Below are 16,645 nucleotides of genomic sequence, written 5' to 3' on the forward strand. Positions count from 1 at the left end.
AAATGCCGGATGCGGCTAGCGCCTTATCCGGCCTACAAGAGTGCATAAACGTAGGCCGGGCAAGCGAAGCTCCCCCAGCATCGTGTGTTACAACCGCACCGAATCGATATGCCAGATGTTTTCGGCGTACTCTTTGATCGTCCTGTCCGACGAGAAGTACCCCATGTTGGCGATATTAATCATCGACTTGGTGGTCCACTCTTCCGGGTGACGATACAGTTCATCAACCTTATCCTGGCAATCAACGTAGCTGCGATAATCCGCCAGAACCTGATAGTGGTCGCCAAAGTTAATCAGCGAATCCACCAGGTCGCGATAGCGTCCCGGCTCCTCAGGGCTGAATACGCCGCTGCCGATCTGCGTCAGCACCTGGTGCAGCTCTTCGTCTTTCTCGTAATACTCACGCGGCTTGTAGCCCTGGCTGCGTAAAGCCTCGACCTCTTCCGCCGTATTACCAAAGATAAAGATATTTTCTGCGCCCACATGCTCCAGCATCTCAACGTTGGCACCGTCCAGCGTCCCGATGGTCAGCGCACCGTTAAGAGCAAATTTCATATTACTGGTACCGGAGGCTTCGGTCCCGGCCAGAGAAATCTGTTCAGAAAGGTCGGCGGCAGGAATAATCACCTGCGCCAGGCTGACGCTGTAGTTGGGGATAAACACCACTTTCAGCTTGTCGCCAATTTGCGGATCGTTGTTGATCACTTTGGCGACGTCGTTGATCAGGTGAATGATGTGTTTCGCCATGTAATAAGCCGAAGCCGCTTTACCGGCGAAGATATTCACACGCGGCACCCACTCAGCGTCAGGATCGGCCTTAATGCGGTTGTAGCGGGTGATCACATGCAGCACGTTCATCAACTGTCGTTTGTATTCGTGAATACGCTTTATCTGCACATCAAACAGCGATTTCGGGTTCACCACCACGTTCAGTTGCTGGGCGATGAGCGTGGCCAGACGCTTTTTATTCTCCAGCTTCGCGCGGCGCACCGCCTGATTTACCAGTGGGTAATCGCAGTGCTGCTCAAGCTCGCTGAGCTGGCTGAGATCGGTTCGCCAGGTGCGACCAATGTTCTCATCCAGCACTTCAGAAAGCGACGGGTTAGCCAGCGCCAGCCAGCGGCGCGGCGTCACGCCATTGGTGACGTTGCAGAAGCGAGTCGGGAAAATCTTCGCAAAATCAGCAAACAGCGACTGCACCATCAGGTTGGAGTGCAGCTCGGAAACGCCGTTAACCTTGTGGCTCACCACCACCGCCAGCCATGCCATACGCACACGACGGCCGTTAGATTCATCGATAATCGACGTCCGCCCCAGCAGAGCAGTATCGTTTGGATACTGTTCCTGTAACGTCTTCAGGAAGTAGTCGTTGATTTCAAAGATGATTTGCAGATGGCGCGGCAAAATTTTGCCCAGCATATCGACGGGCCAGGTCTCCAGCGCTTCGCTCATCAAGGTGTGGTTGGTATACGAGAAGACCTGGCAGCAGACCTCAAACGCATCGTCCCAACTGAACTTATGCTCATCGATCAGTAAGCGCATCAGCTCAGGGATCGACAGCACCGGATGGGTATCGTTGAGGTGAATGGCGATTTTATCCGCCAGATTGTCGTAGGTTTTGTGCAGCTGATAATGACGGTTCAGGATGTCCTGCACCGTAGAGGAGACCAGGAAATACTCCTGGCGCAACCGCAGCTCGCGTCCTGAATAGGTGGAGTCGTCCGGGTACAGTACGCGGGAGACGTTCTCGGAGTGGTTTTTATCTTCCACAGCCGCAAAGTAGTCGCCCTGGTTAAATTTACCGAGATTAATCTCGCTACTGGCCTGGGCATTCCACAGACGCAGCGTGTTGGTGGCGTCGGTGTCGTAGCCGGGGATAATCTGGTCGTAGGCGACCGCGAGGATCTCTTCGGTTTCTATCCAGCGAGTTTTCTTACCTTCCTGCTGAATACGCCCGCCAAAACGCACTTTGTAGCGCGTGTTGTGGCGTTTGAATTCCCACGGGTTACCGTATTCCAGCCAGTAGTCCGGCGACTCTTTCTGGCGGCCATCAACAATGTTCTGCTTGAACATACCGTAGTCATAACGAATACCGTAACCGCGTCCCGGCAATCCCAGCGTTGCCAGAGAGTCCAGGAAGCAGGCCGCCAGGCGCCCGAGACCGCCATTGCCAAGACCCGGGTCGTTTTCTTCGTCGATCAGATCTTCAAGATCCAACCCCATACCTTCCAGCGCATTTTTGACATCGTCATAAATGCCCAGCGATAACAGTGCATTGGAAAGCGTGCGGCCAATCAGAAACTCCATAGACAAGTAATAGACCTGACGAGTTTCCTGAGATAATTGCGCACGGTTAGAACGCAGCCAGCGCTCCACGAGACGGTCGCGCACCGCGAACAACGTGGCGTTCAGCCACTCATGTTTATTGGCAATGACCGGGTCCTTACCAATCGTGAACATCAGCTTATAGGCAATAGAATGCTTAAGTGCCTCTACGCTGAGTGTGGGCGATGCATAAGTAAATGGAGCATTCATATAGGTGATTCCTGGATATCTATTTCAAGCGATAGTAAAGCTCACGGTATGACTTCGCCGCGACTTGCCAGCTAAAATCCATGGTCATGGCCTGACGTTGTACAAACCGCCAAAGCGAAGGCCGGGACCACAATACGAAAGCACGCCGGATCGCGCGTAACAGCGACCAGGCATTACTATCTTCAAATACAAACCCACTGGCGATACCGTCCGCCAGGTTTTCCAGCGAACTGTCAGAGACTGTATCAGCCAGCCCACCGGTGCGCCGCACCAGCGGCAGCGTGCCGTACTTCAGTCCATACAACTGCGTTAAGCCACACGGCTCAAAACGGCTGGGAACCAATATCACATCGGCCCCACCCATGATGCGGTGCGAGAAGGCTTCGTGATAGCCGATCTGCACACCCACCTGTCCTGGATGTTCCGCCGCTGCGGCGAGGAATCCTTCCTGTAATACCGGATCGCCCGCGCCTAGCAATGCCAGCTGTCCACCCTGCTCTAACAACCCCGGCAGCGCTTCCAGCACCAGATCCAGCCCTTTTTGACTGGTCAGACGGCTCACCACGGCAAACAGCGGTACTTTATCGTTGACCTTAAGTCCCATCGCTATCTGAAGCTGACGTTTGTTTTCTGCCTTCTCCTCCAGCGTGTCGCGCGTATATCGCGATGCCAGCAGGAGATCGGTTTCCGGGCTCCAGATTTTTTCATCAACGCCGTTCAGCACACCGGAAAGACGGCCTTCACGATGACGCTGCTGCAACAGACCTTCCATGCCGTAGGCAAACTGCGGCTCGGTAATTTCCCGCGCGTAGGTCGGACTGACCGCCGTAATGTGGTCGGCGTAGTACAACCCTGCCTTCAGAAACGAAATCTGCCCGTTAAACTCCAGTCCGTGCACATTAAAGAACGACCATGGCAATTGGATGTCATCCATATGCTTTGCATAAAACATGCCTTGATACGCCAGATTGTGGACGGTGAACACCGATTTCGCCGGATGGCCGCGCGCCGCCAGATACGCCGGGGCCAGACCCGCATGCCAGTCGTGCGCATGCACCACATCCGGGCGCCAGAATGGGTCAAGGCCACAGGCCATTTCACAGCCAACCCAGCCCAGCAATGCAAAACGCTGCACGTTATCGGTATACGCAAACAGGTTAGTGTCGTGATACGGGCTACCGGGGCGGTCATAGAGATGCGGCGCGTCAATCAGGTAAATACCCACGCCGTTGAAATGCCCGAACAGCAGCGTGATACGTCCGGCGAAGGTATCCCGACGCGTTACAACCTGCGCATCGGGAATGCCGCGACGAATATCAGGAAACGCCGGGAGCAGCACGCGGGCATCCACGCCGTCCGCTATTTGCGCTGCGGGTAACGCCCCAATAACATCCGCCAGTCCCCCGGTTTTTAACAGGGGGAACATCTCTGAACAAACGTGTAAAACCTGCATTATCGCTCCTGTTTGATCTGCAGTTTGCGTAGCATTTCACGCGTGACCAGCACAATACCTTCCTCTGAACGGTAGAAACGACGCGTATCTTCTTCCGCGTTTTCACCAATCACCATGCCTTCGGGAATAACGCAGGCGCGGTCGATAATGCAACGACGTAAGCGGCACGAACGTCCCACCCACACTTCAGGTAACAACACTGCCGAATCAATGTTACAGAATGAATTCACCCGCACTCGCGGGAACAGAACGGACTGCACCACCACCGAACCTGAAATTATGCATCCGCCAGAAACCAGCGAGTTCAGCGTCATTCCGTGGCTGCCGGAACGGTCCTGAACAAATTTCGCCGGTGGCAGCGATTCCATGTGCGTACGGATTGGCCAATCCTGGTCGTACATGTCCAGTTCAGGCGTCACCGAAGCCAGATCGAGGTTCGCCTTCCAGTAGGCTTCCAGCGTACCCACGTCACGCCAGTACGGCTCGGATTCCGGGTCAGACTGCACGCAGGACAACGGGAATGGATGTGCATACGCCATGCCAGCTTCGGTGATTTTCGGGATAATGTCTTTACCGAAATCGTGACTGGAGTTTTCATCGAGGTCATCTTCCGCCAGCAATTCATACAGATAATCGGCGTTGAAAACGTAGATCCCCATACTGGCAAGAGATTTGGTCGGGTCGCCTGGCATGGCTGGCGGGTTGGCGGGTTTTTCAACGAACTCGATAATTTTATCGGTGTCGTCCACGTCCATTACGCCAAACGCGCTGGCCTCTTCAATAGGCACTGGCATACAGGCCACGGTGCAACGCGCGCCTTTCTCGACGTGGTCGATCAGCATGCGTGAGTAGTCCTGCTTGTAGATATGATCGCCCGCGAGGATCACCACATATTCCGCTTTATAGCGTCGAATGATGTCCAGGTTTTGGGTCACCGCATCCGCCGTACCGCGATACCAGTTTTCACCCTGCATTCTCTGCTGGGCAGGCAGCAGATCGACAAACTCGTTCATCTCTTCGCTAAAGAACGACCAGCCGCGCTGAATATGCTGCACCAGCGTGTGGGACTGGTACTGGGTGATCACGCCAATACGGCGGATCCCGGAGTTAATACAGTTGGATAAGGCAAAATCGATAATGCGGAACTTACCGCCAAAGTGCACAGCAGGTTTGGCACGTTTGTTGGTTAAATCTTTTAAGCGGGTACCGCGGCCACCGGCCAGGATCAGGGCAACAGATTTTAATGGCAGCTGGCGCGCCAACATTACACGATCGTTCTTCTCTAAACTCACCATGACTAACTCCTTTTTTATCTTCTCTGGAACACACACAGTCCGTGCGCAGGTCCCTGCCAGACAGCCGTAAGCACCGGATTATCCTCTCCGGCAAATGGGGGAACGGCGCACCATTCCCCTTCAGGTAAAACGATATCTGTCACCTCAAGCGTGGCATTTATTGCAATCAGAAAACGGTCTGATAGCAGGATTTGCATCTGCCTCGGGCCGTTTTGCCACTCATCCGCACTTAAGGGTTGTGCGTACTTATTCAGCCAACGAACATTGCCATCGCCCTCTTCCCACCAGCGATCGTCCGTTAATGCAGGAATTTGCTGACGAAGATGGATCAGGGCAGCGGTAAATGTGGTTAGCCCGCTGTTTGCCTGCTGCCAGTCTAGCCAGGTTAGAGCGTTATCCTGGCAGTAAGCGTTATTGTTGCCGTGCTGGCTATGACCATGCTCATCGCCCGCCAGCAACATCGGCGTCCCCTGGGAGAGCAACAGCGTGGATAACAGCGCATGAATGCTGTCGCGCCGCCGCTCAATCAGGTCCAGCGTGCCACCTAATCCTTCTTTACCATGATTGTCGCTGTAGTTATTGCTAGTGCCGTCGCGATTTTCCTCACCATTCGCTTCATTGTGCTTATTTGTGAAGCACACACAGTCGCGTAGCGTAAAACCGTCGTGCGCAGTCACCAGATTGACCGTCGCGCTGGGTTTGCGACCATCGCGTTTAAACACGTCGCTTGATGCGGCAAAACGCCCGGCAAACTCACCCAACGAGAGATTACGCTGGAGCCAGAAGCGTCGGGTCGCATCGCGGAAATGGTCATTCCACTCGGCAAACGGCGGGGGGAAATTCCCCACCTGATACCCGCCTTCACCAATATCCCACGGTTCCGCAATCAGCTTAACGCGTGAGAGCAGCGGACAGTTTTGGATCGCGGTAAACAGTGGCGCATCCTGACGAAACGCAGGTGTACGCCCCATGACGGAAGCCAAATCAAAACGAAAACCATCCACATGGCAGGTTTCAACCCAGTAGCGCAGGCATTCACATGCGTATTCCACAACGCCCGGATGGCTCAGATTGAGGGTGTTCCCACAACCGGTCCAGTTGTAGTAATCACCATCGTCCCTGATCCAATAATAGCTACGGTTATCAATTCCGCGCAGCGAGAAGACGGGGCCTTCGAGATCCAGCTCGGCGCTGTGGTTCAAAACGATATCGAGAATGACCTCAATCCCCGCTTTGTGCAGCGCTTTTACCGCGTCGCGAAACTCATCAAGCGCACTCTCCGGCGAACAGGCATAGGCCGGATGCAGCGCGAACATCGCTACCGGGTTGTAGCCCCAATAGTTCGACAGCCCCAGCCGCTGAAGCCGTGGTTCGCTGGCAAAATGCGCCACCGGCAGCAGCTCCAGCGCGGTAATGCCGAGGCGCTTGAAGTAATCGATCATCACTGGATGGCCCAGCGCTTTGTAGGTTCCGCGAATCTCTTCCGGCAGCTCAGGATGCAAATACGTCAACCCTTTGACATGCGCTTCGTAAATCACGGTATTGCCCCACGGCGTGCGCGGCGGGGTATCATCCTCCCAGTCATAATGATCGGACACCACCACGCCCTTCAGCGCGATGGTGGCATTATCATGATGATCCGGTTCATTTAGCCCACCGTGCAGCAGCGGGTTATCTTTTAACTCGCCATCCACCCGACGGGCGCAAGGGTCAAGCAGCAGCTTGGCCGGATTAAACCGGTGGCCCTGCTGCGGTTGCCATGGGCCATGAACACGATAGCCATAGCGCAGACCGGGCCGGGCGTTGGCCAGATAGCCGTGCCAGACATCACCGCTACGCCCCGGCAGGTCATAGCGAAGTTCGCACCCTTGCTCATCGAATACGCATAATTCAACGCGTTCAGCGTGGGCAGAGAAGAGTGTGAAATTGACACCATGGCCGTCATACGTTGCACCATGGGGGGTGGCGTTGCCGGTTGCCAGTTGCGTCATTACCCCTCCCGGACCAGCCAAATCGTTGCCAACGGCGGTAACGTGAGGCTCAGTGAGTGCTGACGACCATGGCTGGCGATTTCATCGCTGTGCACCGCACCGCCGTTGCCGGTATTGCTACCGTGGTAATGCATCGAGTCGGTATTGAGGATCTCACGCCATTTGCCTGGCTGATTGATACCGAAGCGATAGCCGTGGCGGGGCACAGGCGTAAAGTTACTGACCACGATGATTTCATTGCCGACCTTGTCACGACGCACGAAAGCCAGCACCGAACGTTCGTTGTCATCTACCACCAGCCACTCAAAGCCATAGGCGTCAAAGTCGAGCTCGTGCAGCGCTTTGTGATGACGGTAGGTGTGGTTCAGATCGCGCACCAGACGCTGTACGCCGTGGTGCCAGTTATCGCCACCTTCCAGCAGGTGCCAGTCGAGGCTGGCGTCATGGTTCCATTCACGTCCCTGCGCAAACTCGTTGCCCATAAACAGCAGCTTTTTGCCCGGGAAGGCCCACATCCAGCCGTAATAGGCGCGCAGGTTGGCAAACTTCTGCCATGCGTCTCCCGGCATGCGGTCGAGAATGGATTTTTTACCGTGTACCACTTCATCATGCGACAGCGGCAGGACAAAGTTTTCGGTGTAGTTGTACAGCATGCCGAAGGTCAGCTTGTCGTGATGGTACTGACGATGAATCGGGTCCAGCTTCATGTAGTCCAGCGTGTCGTGCATCCAGCCGAGGTTCCACTTATACCAGAACCCTAAACCGCCCATATCCTGTGGTCTTGAAACGCCGGCAAAATCGGTGGACTCTTCCGCCATACTCACCGCACCAGGCACCTGCTCGCCAAGAATGCGGTTGGTATTGCGCAAAAATTCAATGGCTTCGAGGTTTTCACGACCACCAAATTCGTTTGGGATCCATTCCCCTTCTTTGCGGCTGTAGTCGCGATAAATCATCGACGCCACGGCATCCACGCGCAACGCGTCAATACCAAAGCGTTCAATCCAGTACAGGGCGTTGCCCACCAGGTAGTTGCTGACTTCACGGCGACCATAGTTGTAGATCAGCGTGTTCCAGTCCTGGTGATACCCTTCGCGCGGGTCGCTGTGCTCATACAGGTTGGTGCCATCAAACTCAGCCAAACCAAAGTCGTCCGATGGGAAGTGGCCCGGCACCCAGTCGAGAATGACGTTCAGCCCCGCCTGATGCGCGGCATTCACGAAATAGCGGAAATCATCGCGCGTCCCGAAGCGACGGGTCGGCGCATACATACCGGTAGGCTGGTAGCCCCAGCTACCGTCGAACGGATGCTCGTTAATCGGCAACAGTTCGAGATGAGTAAAGCCCATCCACTTGGCGTAAGGCACCAGTTGATCCGCCAGCTCACGGTAGCTTAGCCAGAAGTTGTTATCGGTATGACGACGCCATGAGCCCAGGTGCACTTCATAGATAGAGATCGGTGCATCAAACTGGTTGGCTTTTTTGCGCGCCTCGCTTTGCACTACTTTTTCCGGCAGACCACAGATAAGCGACGCGGTTTCCGGACGCATTTGCGCTTCGAAGGCGTAAGGGTCCGCTTTGATTCGCAGCTTACCGTTGGCATCGATCATCTCGTATTTATACAGCTGACCATGCTGCGCGCCGGGGATAAACAGCTCCCAGATACCGCTTTCTTTGCGCAGGCGCATTGGGTGGCGACGGCCATCCCAGTAGTTGAACTGCCCAACCACTGACACGCGTTGAGCGTTAGGCGCCCAGACTGAGAAGCGCGTACCGGTTACGCCATCCATGGTATCCGCATGCGCACCCAGCGTTTCGTAAGGTCGCAGATGCGTACCTTCAGATAACAGCCAGGCATCCATATCCTGGATCAGCGGGCCAAAACGATAAGGGTCATCAATCAGATTCTGTTGTCCATGCCAGACAACGGCCAACTGGTAGCGAAAGAAATTTTTACGGCGGGGAAGTACAGCACAGAAAAAACCGCGAGAGTCGAGGCAATCCAGCTTGCCGACTTTGCGTCCGGTTTTGGGTTCGATCACCCACACTTCGGTGGCGTCAGGTAATAGGGCACGGACTTCAAGTCCAGCATCAGTTTGGTGCATACCGAGTACGGAAAAAGGATCCGCAAAATGGCCTGCAATTAGCGCATTAATCACGTCTCTATCGATACGAACGGACATGGTTGTCATCCTGTTTTATGGCGTCACCCCTTCCAACTGATTTTCGACATCAGGTAGTGACACTTTTTTTGACCTGAACGGCGCAGCACAATTGTGCATCCTCTCTGCGTCGTCCCACCTTCAGGCAACAACTTAATACCTCCGGTACTAAGTCACCCTTAAAGAATAGCCAATGCTTTATCTTACTCCTGGTAAAAAATGAAACATCTGCGCTTACTCCTGTATTACGCAAAAAAAGGGGTGATTCCTCACCCCTTGATCGTTAACAAACTATTACGCCAATTGGCGCAGCATACGGCGCAATGGCTCCGCAGCCCCCCACAGCAACTGGTCGCCCACGGTAAAGGCTGACAGGAACTCCGGTCCCATGTTCAGCTTACGCAGACGGCCTACTGGCGTGGTCAGCGTGCCGGTAACGGCCGCCGGGGTTAACTCACGCATGGTGATATCCCGATCGTTTGGTACAACTTTGGCCCACGGATTGTGCGCCGCCAGCAGTTCTTCCACGGTCGGAATAGACACATCTTTTTTCAGTTTAATGGTGAACGCCTGGCTGTGGCAGCGCAGCGCACCGACGCGCACGCACAGGCCATCAACCGGGATCACGGAAGACGTGTTGAGAATTTTGTTGGTTTCCGCCTGTCCCTTCCACTCTTCACGGCTCTGACCGTTATCGAGCTGTTTGTCGATCCACGGAATCAGGCTACCGGCCAGCGGTACGCCAAAGTTATCAACCGGCAGTTCGCCGCTGCGGGACAGGGTCGTTACTTTACGTTCGATGTCGAGAATAGCAGAGGAAGGGGTCGCCAGTTCCTCGGCCACATGGCCATACAGATGACCCATCTGAGACAGCAGTTCACGCATATGGCGCGCGCCGCCGCCGGAAGCCGCCTGATAGGTCGCTACGGAAACCCAGTCAACCAGGTCATTGGCAAACAGGCCACCGAGGGACATCAGCATCAGGCTAACGGTACAGTTGCCGCCAACAAAGGTCTTAATGCCTTTGTTCAGGCCGTCGGTGATGACATCCTGGTTAACCGGATCGAGAATAATGATGGCATCGTCTTTCATACGCAGCGAAGAGGCTGCGTCAATCCAGTAACCCTGCCAACCGCTTTCACGAAGCTTTGGATAGATTTCGTTGGTATAATCGCCGCCCTGACAGGTCACGATGATATCGAGCGCCTTCAGCGCATCCAGATCAAAAGCGTCCTGAAGTGTGCCGGTCGCGGTGCCACCGAACGTCGGTGCCGCCTGCCCAAGCTGGGAAGTAGAAAAGAAAACAGGGCGAATGGCGTCGAAGTCACGCTCCTCAACCATGCGTTGCATGAGAACAGAGCCGACCATACCGCGCCAGCCGATAAAACCAACATTTTTCATAGCGTTTTTTCCTGCAGAGATGTGTGCTGTGTATGCTAACCAGTATCCTACTGGCCTATCCTTCACCATACAAAAAGCAGCCAAAGTCGCAAGTGAAATTAATCAATGATAGCGAAGCCATCAGTAATGCGACTTATCCCGCTGCGCAAGCAAGCAGAAAGTCCGCGGTAATTATCAGGGAATTTGAGTTATGAATGAAATCATTTCAGCGGCAGTTTTATTGATCCTGATTATGGATCCGCTCGGAAATCTGCCCATTTTCATGTCCGTATTGAAACATACCGAACCAAAACGTCGCCGCGCGATTATGATTCGCGAGCTGTTTATTGCTCTGTTGATGATGCTGATATTCCTGTTTGCGGGCGAGAAAATTCTGGCATTTCTTAACCTGCGTGCAGAAACCGTATCGATCTCCGGGGGCATCATTTTGTTCCTGATCGCCATTAAGATGATTTTCCCCAGCGCCACCGGGAATAGCACCGGGCTTCCGGCTGGTGAAGAGCCGTTTATCGTACCGCTGGCGATTCCGCTGGTCGCCGGTCCGACAATCCTGGCCTCATTAATGCTGTTGTCGCATCAGTATCCAAACCAGATGGGGCATCTGGTGATTGCGCTGCTGATCGCCTGGGGCGGTACATTCGTGATTTTGCTGCAGTCTTCGCTGTTTTTACGTCTGCTGGGAGAGAAAGGGGTTAACGCGCTGGAGCGCCTGATGGGGCTGATTCTGGTGATGATGGCAACCCAGATGTTCCTCGATGGCGTGCGGATGTGGATGAAGGGGTAACGCACTCACTTTACGCCGGGTGGCGGCTTCGCCTTACCCGGCCTACGGTGTTGATATATGCTCGTGTGTAGGCCCGGTAAGCGCTAGCGCCACCGGGCAATCAGCGCCGTGAATGTGTTTGTGAGAAACACCTCAATCATTTAAGTCTCTGAAAAAGCGTATTTTCATTTCTGCGAAGCGCCTTCCGGAATACGCTCTTGTCAGCATCGCGGATTAGCATTATCTTCTCGCTGCACTTGCAAAATCAGGTGCCAGGATTGGTCCCCTGATTACCTCATTCGCGATAAAATTCACTTTTGTCGTGCGACCAGCTACACCTCAATGGTGGGCTGGACGGTGGCGTCACAAGACGCACCGGTATCCAATGAGGCCGGTAGGACCAACTCCGTTCAGCCCGCCACCAAAAGGTTGGTCCCTTCGGTGGTGGTAAATTTCACTCATTGGAGGCTGCCCTATGGCGACTATCCCTCTCTTTTCACACTCTTTATTTACCCTGCCCTTTAGCCATGCAACGGATTTCACCGAGCTGGCAGATAACTGTGAGCGTTTTGTCGAAGGGCTTGTTGAATGTCATGACCCTGTTGAAAAACTGGCGATTTGTGCGCGCCTGCCGGCCTGTCTGGCACTACTACAACCAACCTTAACGGAACCTGTACCGCAGCATCTACAGGCCAGCCTGACGGTAGAAACCTTACCGACCCGCTCTCCCCTCTTTGAACCCGAACCAGATCAGATGGGGCGTTACTGCCAGCTTTTGACGCATTTACTGATGAGCAAAACGCTGTCTGACGAGATGGAACGCGTGGCGGGCGATTTACTGCAGGATTTGGTAGGCTATTTCGCCGATACGTTAAAAGCGCCGCGTTGGTTGAAAACCGAGGATGGTGTGATGGTGCTGTAAAAAAGCCGGGTGGCGGCTTTGCCTTACCCGGCCTACGGTGTCGATATGTGCTCGTTTCCAGGCCCGGTAAGCGCAAGCGCCACCGGGCAATGCCATCAGCTCAACAGCTGGAAGGCAATCATACCGACAATCGCGCCGACCGTACCGAGGATGGTTTCCATCATCGTCCAGGTCTTCAGCGTTTGCGCTTCAGTCGCACCGGTAAATTTACCGAACAACCAGAAACCAGCGTCGTTAACGTGGCTGACCACGATAGAGCCGCCCGCGATACAGATAGACAGCGCCGCCATCTGGGCACCGGAGTAGTTCAGTTGCTCAATCACCGGCATCACCAGACCGACCGCCGTTAAGCAGGCCACTGTCGCGGACCCCTGAATGATACGCACCGCCGCCGCCAGCACGAAGCAGGTGATAGCGATCGGCAAGCCCATACCGGTTAACGCTTCGCCCAGTGCAGGGCCAACGCCGGAATCTACCAGTACCTGTTTGAACACGCCGCCCGCACCAATCACCAGCAGAATAATCCCCGCTGGCTGAAGCGCATGGCCGCAGATTTCCATCACGCGGTCTTTTGGCATGCCCTGGCGCACCGCCAGACCGTAAATCGCCACCAGACAGGCAACCAGAATCGCGGTAAACGGATGACCGATAAACTCGAACCATTCGTAGGTTGAAGAACCGACCGGAACAAAGCGTGCGGCGATGGTTTTCAGACCAACCAGCACCAGCGGCAGCAGGATAAGCGATAAGCTGAAGCCAAAGGAGGGCATTTTGCCTTCGCCCAGATGCGGCTCGGTAATGTCTTCCGGTACGTGCAGCTCAACGTAACGGCTGATGAAGTTACCCCACAGCGGCCCGGCGATAATCATGCCCGGGATCGCGGCGCACAGGCCAATCAGGATCATCCAGCCAAAGTCGGCGTGCATCTGAGAGGCCAGCAGCATCGGCGCAGGCCCCGGCAGCAGGAACGCTGCGGCAGCCGCCACGCCCGCAAACAGCGGAATGACCAACTTAACCAGGTTAGTACCGGTATGGCGCGCCATTGAGAACGCTACGCTAATCAGCAGCACAATCGCCACCTCAAAGAACAGCGGCAGCGCGCAAATCAGACCGGCCAGGCCAATCGCGTAATGTGCGCGGCTATGACCGAAGGATTTCAGCATTTTGACGGCAATCTGATCGACCGCGCCGGTCTCATGCAAAATCTTGCCGAACATCGCCCCCAGCGCCACCACAATCGCCAGGAAACCGAGCGTGCCTCCCATCCCTTTTTCCATGGTCGCCGCGATTTTATCGAGCGGCATACCGGAAAAGAGACCTGCACCAATGGATACCACCATCAAAGCAACGAAGGCGTGCATACGCGCCTTCATCACTAAAAACAGCAGTAATAAAACGGACCCTACTGCTGTTAAAACAAGCGTTAATGTGCTCACTACTTACTGCCTTGGTTAATAACCTCAATGGTGCTGGCGACCACACCGTCCAGTGGTTGATCGATATCGACCACCAGTACATCGTTTTCATTCGCACCCGGTTCTTCCAGCGCTTCAAACTGGGTAACCAGCATCTGCGTTTTGAAGAAGTGGCCTTTACGCGCCTTCAGACGGCTTTCGATAACGTCAAAATCCCCTTTCAGATAAATGAAAGAGAGGTTCGGGTTACCGTCGCGCAACTGGTCGCGGTAGACTTTTTTCAAGGCAGAACAGACGATCAGCGAAACCTTGTTGGTACGCTGCATCGCAAAAGCGGCGTCATTCAGCGCCTGTAGCCACGGTTTACGGTCGTCATCGTTGAGTGGCTCACCGGAAGCCATTTTCATGATGTTGCTGCGCGGATGGAGAAAATCGCCATCAAGAAACGCGGCCTGCAGTTGATGCGCCACTTCGCTGGCGACAGCAGATTTACCGCTGCCCGATACGCCCATCAGAACGTAAACGTGGTGATCATGATTAGTCGTGCTCAAAGCGTTGCCCCCACTGGTACAAGAATCAGGAAATTGTTACGGGTAACTGTTATCGGTAACATTGTCCAGCCGGATAAATAGAGAAGCAATATCCATTCGTGCTCGAAGTGTATAAGTGTGAGCTACTTCAAACTTGTTGGCTTAAATAGATCCGCCCGGTGACAAGGTGAAACCTAAATCTAACATTTTAGGCGTGACTGCTTCACCACGAATGCGCGCCAGCAGGCGTTCTGCGCCAATGCTGCCCATCCGTTCACGTGGCGTGAGCACACTCGCCAGACGCGGCTCCATCACCTGCCCGATGTCGTGACCGTGGAATCCGGCAATCGCCATGTCATCCGGGATTTTCAGCCCTAAACGCTGGCATTCGAAAGCCGCCCCTACCGCCAGGTCATCGTTGGTACAGAAAACGCCGTCGAGCTGCGGGTATTCACGCCGCGCCTGACGGATGAGTTCAATACCGGAGGAGTAGGAAGAAGACTGTTCCACCATCACGCTGTACGGCACCAGGTTGGCATCGCGCATTGCCTGCTCGTAGCCTCTCTGTTTGATGATAGTACGTTCATCAAGACGAGCGCCAAGATAGGCTACATGACGGTGCCCGCGGGCGATAATAGCGGCAGTCATCTGACGCGCGGCTTCGAAGTTGTCGAAACCGACGGCGATATCCAGACACGGAGACTGGCTGTCCATCAGCTCAACCACCGGGATACCGGCAACTTCAATCATTTTCAGCGTGCGGGGCGTGTGGCTACGTTCGGTGAGGATCAGGCCATCGATATTCCACGACAGCATCGATTCCAGGCGCTCTTGTTCCATCTCAGGCTTATAGCCGTAGTGCGCGAGCATCGTTTGATAACCATGGGCGTCGGTGACGGCCTCAATGCCGCGTAGCACTTCAGCAAAAACCTGGTTAGTGAGAGACGGTAACAGCACGCCGATAGCGCGGCTGGTAGCGTTAGAAAGGATATCAGGAGCGCGATTGGGAATATAACCCAGCTCATCAAGTGCAGCGGCAATTTTGCCCCGCAGCGCCACGGAGACCTGCTCCGGGTTACGCAAAAAGCGACTGACCGTCATTTTGGTCACGCCCACGCGGTCGGCTACATCCTGAAGTACGGGTCTTTTCTTTTTCATCGTCCTGAAGCGTTAAAAAGGGATAGATTCCCCCAGTTTACCACGGACGTGCGTGAACCTTTGCAGAGAAAAAAAGGAGTTTTTATTGTGATAAATACACAAAATCATTCGAGTTGCATCAAGGCGGCGACGCAGTGAATCCCCGGGAGCGTACATTAAGTACGCGACCGGGGTGAGCGAGGAAAGCCAACACAGATGCGGCTTGAAGGATGACGTGTATTTTTAGACTGGCGGCAGGTCAAACAGTAACACTTCACTGTCGCTGTCGGCATGAATAGAAATTGCCTGTTCATCCCAGATTGCCAGACCGTCGCTGGTGGTCGCTTTGGTGCCGTTAATCGTCACGTTGCCTTTTACCACCTGGATCCAAACGCGGCGTTCCGCGGCAATCTGATGCACCGACTGCTCATCTTTGACCAGTGCCCAACGGTACAGCTCCATATCCTGGTACACTTTCAGTGAACCATCACGGGCATCCGGCGACAGCACCAGTTGTTTACCCTGAGCGGCATCGAAACGACGCTGTTCATAGCGCGGTGTAATACCGTTCTCCTGCGGCATGATCCAGATCTGATACAGATGCAGCTTCTCAGTATTGCTCGGGTTGTACTCCGAGTGACGGATCCCCGTCCCGGCGCTCATAATCTGAAACTCACCGGCCGGAACCTGCTCTTTATTGCCCATGCTGTCCTGATGCTCTACCGCGCCTTCCAGCACGTAAGTCAGGATTTCCATGTCTTTATGGGGGTGAGTACCAAATCCCTGACCTGCATCGATCACGTCATCGTTAATCACGCGCAGTGCCGAGAACCCCATAAAGTTCGGGTCATAGTAGTTGGCAAAAGAGAAGGTATGCCATGAATCAAGCCAGCCATGATTAGCGTGGCCACGGTCGTTAGCTTTGCGTAAGTAGATCATTGTGTTCACCCCCAGATGTTTTCGATGGAGTAAGTGTGGACTCAATCCGTCTGGGATCATAGAGGGTGAAAATTGACTCCTCTGTTCAAAAAATATGAACAA

Annotated in this window: 12 protein-coding genes; 2 read left to right on the forward strand and 10 right to left on the reverse strand. The window is 54.4% G+C overall.

The window, feature by feature from the left end:
* Window positions 1-87: 87 nt before the first annotated feature.
* The 6 genes from glgP to asd form a co-directional block, all read right to left on the reverse strand.
* Complete coding sequence (glgP, locus tag OGY04_RS22285; RefSeq protein WP_048215392.1) at window positions 88-2,535, reverse strand: glycogen phosphorylase; 2,448 nt, start codon at window positions 2,533-2,535, stop codon at window positions 88-90.
* 19 nt (window positions 2,536-2,554) lie between these two features.
* Entirely contained in the window at window positions 2,555-3,988 is a 1,434-nt protein-coding gene (gene glgA, locus OGY04_RS22290) for a glycogen synthase GlgA (protein ID WP_003827622.1), read from the reverse strand.
* Entirely contained in the window at window positions 3,988-5,283 is a 1,296-nt protein-coding gene (gene glgC / locus OGY04_RS22295) for a glucose-1-phosphate adenylyltransferase (protein ID WP_286586037.1), read from the reverse strand. The genes glgA and glgC overlap by 1 nt, the downstream gene beginning before the upstream one ends.
* Window positions 5,284-5,297: 14 nt before the next feature.
* Window positions 5,298-7,274, reverse strand: coding sequence for a glycogen debranching protein GlgX (gene glgX / locus OGY04_RS22300; protein ID WP_048236950.1), 1,977 nt, complete (start codon window positions 7,272-7,274; stop codon window positions 5,298-5,300).
* Entirely contained in the window at window positions 7,274-9,457 is a 2,184-nt protein-coding gene (gene glgB / locus OGY04_RS22305) for a 1,4-alpha-glucan branching enzyme (RefSeq protein ID WP_032945237.1), read from the reverse strand. The genes glgX and glgB overlap by 1 nt, the downstream gene beginning before the upstream one ends.
* 273 nt (window positions 9,458-9,730) lie before the next feature.
* Window positions 9,731-10,837, reverse strand: a complete 1,107-nt coding sequence (asd, locus tag OGY04_RS22310; RefSeq protein WP_003827614.1) for an aspartate-semialdehyde dehydrogenase — start codon at window positions 10,835-10,837, stop codon at window positions 9,731-9,733.
* A gap of 190 nt (window positions 10,838-11,027) precedes the next feature.
* Between asd and yhgN the strand changes: the two genes are divergently transcribed.
* Both yhgN and OGY04_RS22320 read left to right on the forward strand, forming a co-directional pair.
* Entirely contained in the window at window positions 11,028-11,621 is a 594-nt protein-coding gene (gene yhgN / locus OGY04_RS22315) for a YhgN family NAAT transporter (RefSeq protein ID WP_204561238.1), read from the forward strand.
* A gap of 454 nt (window positions 11,622-12,075) precedes the next feature.
* A complete protein-coding gene (locus OGY04_RS22320) occupies window positions 12,076-12,522 on the forward strand; it encodes a hypothetical protein (RefSeq protein ID WP_234691890.1) in 447 nt (148 codons plus the stop codon).
* Window positions 12,523-12,617: 95 nt separating this feature from the next.
* Here the strand turns inward: OGY04_RS22320 and gntU are convergent, their stop codons facing one another.
* The 4 genes from gntU to yhhW all read right to left on the reverse strand — a co-directional run bounded on the left by gntU (window position 12,618) and on the right by yhhW (window position 16,543).
* Window positions 12,618-13,958, reverse strand: a complete 1,341-nt coding sequence (gene gntU / locus OGY04_RS22325) for a gluconate transporter (RefSeq protein ID WP_003827609.1) — start codon at window positions 13,956-13,958, stop codon at window positions 12,618-12,620.
* Window positions 13,958-14,488 (reverse strand): gluconokinase, encoded by a 531-nt coding sequence (gntK, locus tag OGY04_RS22330; protein ID WP_003023475.1) that lies wholly within the window; start codon window positions 14,486-14,488, stop codon window positions 13,958-13,960. The genes gntU and gntK overlap by 1 nt, the downstream gene beginning before the upstream one ends.
* Window positions 14,489-14,629: 141 nt before the next feature.
* Entirely contained in the window at window positions 14,630-15,625 is a 996-nt protein-coding gene (gene gntR / locus OGY04_RS22335; RefSeq protein ID WP_008786351.1) for a gluconate operon transcriptional repressor GntR, read from the reverse strand.
* A 222-nt stretch (window positions 15,626-15,847) separates the two neighbouring features.
* Window positions 15,848-16,543 (reverse strand): quercetin 2,3-dioxygenase, encoded by a 696-nt coding sequence (gene yhhW, locus OGY04_RS22340; RefSeq protein WP_003023472.1) that lies wholly within the window; start codon window positions 16,541-16,543, stop codon window positions 15,848-15,850.
* Window positions 16,544-16,645: the final 102 nt, after the last annotated feature.

This window comes from Citrobacter sp. Cpo091 (genome assembly GCF_030332645.1).
GTDB classification, from domain to species: Bacteria; Pseudomonadota; Gammaproteobacteria; order Enterobacterales; family Enterobacteriaceae; genus Citrobacter; species Citrobacter portucalensis.